The 240-nt window shown below is 58.3% G+C and carries 1 tRNA gene; it reads right to left on the reverse strand.

The features are described 5' to 3' along the window. A tRNA-Glu gene (locus tag HU735_RS26900) sits at positions 1–76 on the reverse strand. Between the last annotated feature and the right edge of the window lie 164 nt (positions 77–240).

The following is a 240-nucleotide window of genomic DNA, read 5'->3' on the forward strand; positions in this document are numbered from 1 at the left end:
TGGCGTCCCCTAGGGGACTCGAACCCCTGTTACCGCCGTGAAAGGGCGGTGTCCTAGGCCACTAGACGAAGGGGACTAAGCCGACGCTTTTCAGCGTACCAGAACATGAACCTCGCGATTCAGCCTGGATTTTCTTTTCCTGCCCTGCCGAAGCAGTGCCGGAGAAACTGGAGCGGGAAACGAGACTCGAACTCGCGACCCCGACCTTGGCAAGGTCGTGCTCTACCAACTGAGCTATTC

Source organism: Pseudomonas sp. BW16M2 (assembly GCF_014268865.1).
GTDB classification, from domain to species: Bacteria; Pseudomonadota; Gammaproteobacteria; order Pseudomonadales; family Pseudomonadaceae; genus Aquipseudomonas; species Aquipseudomonas peradeniyensis.